The sequence below is a fragment of the Phocaeicola coprophilus DSM 18228 = JCM 13818 genome, assembly GCF_000157915.1.
Taxonomy (GTDB): domain Bacteria; phylum Bacteroidota; class Bacteroidia; order Bacteroidales; family Bacteroidaceae; genus Phocaeicola; species Phocaeicola coprophilus.
The window spans coordinates 67,451-70,470 of record NZ_EQ973651.1 but is presented as its reverse complement, the minus strand read 5'-3'; the positions used below and the strand labels follow the sequence as shown (position 1 = coordinate 70,470).

At 42.6% G+C, this 3,020-nt stretch carries 2 pseudogenes; both read left to right on the top strand.

The features are described 5' to 3' along the window. Nucleotides 1-163: 163 nt before the first annotated feature. Nucleotides 164-2,601: pseudogene (locus BACCOPRO_RS16165) on the top strand (AAA family ATPase). Then, nucleotides 2,586-3,020, top strand: a pseudogene (locus BACCOPRO_RS16160) (hypothetical protein); the annotation flags it as partial. The pseudogenes BACCOPRO_RS16165 and BACCOPRO_RS16160, both read left to right, overlap by 16 nt.

Genomic DNA, 3,020 nt, shown 5'->3' with positions numbered 1-3,020 from the left:
CTCCCGACAGCAAAAAAGGATTAATCAGAGTGACAGAGGTCAAGATAAAGTTTGGACAATTTGATAAAGATGAAATTCCCAATCTGGAAGAATTGGCCCATTATCTTGAAAAAGATTTGACTGAACGCTCTGTATGTAATTCAAACTATAAAATCAAATTCGTATGAATGATAGCAATTATAGCCCAAGTTTGGTGTCTGCCCTTAAGATAGCAAGAGGAATGGCACTTCAAGACAAGCATAACACGTTCGGCGTGTCACATCTTGTCATGGCCATGTTTGCAGAAAACACGGGTCTAAAGGAAATTTTATCCTCGATGCAGAAGGATGTCGGCTACATAATGGAATGGTTTGACACCCATCGCGAAATGTATAGGTCCAGTGGCACTTCTACAGAAGAAGTGGACCTGATGAAGAACTGTCAAAGGTTTTGGATGAATCCGAACGGTCTAAAATTAAATTAGGAGCGGATTCCATAGACTCCATCTGTGTGTTTACCGCCATATTGCGTGAAGGTGTCGTGTATTCGCATCAGCAGATAGAGATGCTGGATGTTTCGGAAGATGACATATTGTCCCACTACAATGCCCTTACCCCGTTGCATTCTTATCAAGGAGAGGAAATGCAGATAACAGCAAGCGTTCCTTATGCCGACAACCTGAAAAAGCAAGAAACCATCAATGCCGGTGGCTTTGTCGTCGGTAGGGAAAAAGAGGTCCGTACTATTTTAGAATGCCTCGAACGCTCAGAGAACAAGGGCATACTGATTGTCGGTGAATCCGGTATCGGAAAGAGTTCCATCATCAACGCCTTTGTCAAAGATATTTGTGAGAATGAAGATGAGATGTTAAAGCAAATATCTATTGTCGGACTCAATACGGCAAAACTGCTCGCATCAACCTCGTCTGAAACGGAGATAGCACAAAAAGTTGTCAATCTGATGCACAAGCTCAACCAATTGGAACAAGCTGTGCTGGTGATTGATGATTTACAGGTCCTTTTGGAGAACAGCGTATCAGGCAAAGCATCCACACTTATCAACATATTAAGTGCGCAAATCAGCGAGGGAGCCGCAAATCTTGTTCTCACACTCACGAACGATTCTTACCGGAAGAACATCGAAAAGCATCCGATAGAAGGGCGTCTTGATATCATAAAGATTGAAGAACTGGATACGGCTACACTTGAAAGTGCCATACAATTACATAAAAAAAGGATTGAAAACTATTACGAGTTGAGAATTTCAGATGCGTGTATTAAAGATTCAATCGCACTCTCCAAACGATATTTTAAGGAACGCAGCCTGCCATCTGCCGCCATCGACCTGCTTGACAGAACCGCTGCTGCCGTCCGGCTATGCAATAAGAATGCACGAGCCAGTGTATCTGATTTGGAAACGGATTTTGAGGAAATAAAGAGTCTCGACGAAAAAATATCTGAAGGGGCGCTTTACTTACTGTACCGTTCTGTATTCAGCAAAATCAGTGTCGTATTGACCACCAAACTGTCAGACAACTATGTATGGGATAAAGAAGATGACATCGCGATAAAAGCAGGGCATTTGTCGGGCATCATCAAAGAATTAAAGGCTCTATCCGACCAGTCCATTGAAGAGATACGCTCTTCGGAAATAGAGGCGATTGTAGCGGAGTGCACCAATATACCTATCGGAAAAATACAAGCCCGCGAGAAGGACCGACTTTTGAGCATCGAGAGCAAATTGCAAGAACGGGTCAAAGGACAGAACCGGGCTATTACGACTTTATCAGATGCCATTATAGAATCACGCAGCGGACTGAGTGACCCCAAGAAGCCTATAGGTTCATTCTTCTTCCTTGGTCCTACAGGAACGGGGAAAACAGAACTCACAAAATCACTGGCCGAGTTACTGTTTGATGACGAATCAGCCATGATCAGATTTGACATGTCCGAGTTCAAGGAAGAACATTCGGCTGCATTGCTGTATGGTGCACCTCCGGGATATGTAGGATATGAGGAAGGTGGTTTACTGGTCACTCAAATCAGACAGAAACCTTATTCGGTAGTGTTATTCGATGAGATTGAGAAAGCCCATAGCAGCGTTTATGATGTTTTCCTGCAAATGATGGATGAAGGCAAGATACATGATAAACTGGGCCGGGAAGGAGATTTTTCAAATTCCATAATCATTTTTACCTCCAATATCGGAAGCCAGTGGATTGTGGAACAAATACAATCCGGACATACTCCTGATTCCGGAAAGCTCATCGAGGTTATGGCACAGTATTTTCGACCTGAATTTTTGGGACGTCTCACCGAGGTGGTTCCGTTTGCGCCAATAGATGAAAATGTCGCCAAACAGATATTCAACCTCCATTTTGGAAGATTGCAAGAACAACTGATGAAACAGAAAAACATCCAGTTGCATTTGTCGGATGAAGCATTGCAACATCTCGCAGACAAAGGTTATTCTCCCAAATACGGCGCACGTCCGATAGCAGGAATCATAAGGACTTATATCAAGAAGTCCGTATCCCGTCTGATTGTTTCTGAACAAATCAGACCGGGTGACAACATCGTCATAAACTATAGAAACGGTGAACTGATATGGGAACAATGTTAGCACAAAAGAAACCCTTGGAAAACATCCAACGAAGTCAGGCAATAAATTTCGTCGCAGAAATCTTTTATGATGAACTTCAATTTATTCTTGACCGACGGCTGGTGGACCATACTATGGTTAATTGCCATGGTATGAACAGCCGTGTGAAATCCAGAGATGTATTAAGCGTTTCGGAACAGCATATTGCGACGGCAAATGCCGACAAAGAATATATATTGCTGAATCTGGCAAGAAACAGCATCTACCATCAATTGCCGGAATTGCTATTTCATCCATTGGTGCTTAGTACACCGGGTATGAGTAACAAAGAGATAGTTGAAGCCATCCGAGCCAATGAAAAACAGGATAAAGAACTGATTCAATTTTTTGCGCCCTTTGATACAGAATTTTTCAAAGAAAAGGTCCGTATCAATAACCGT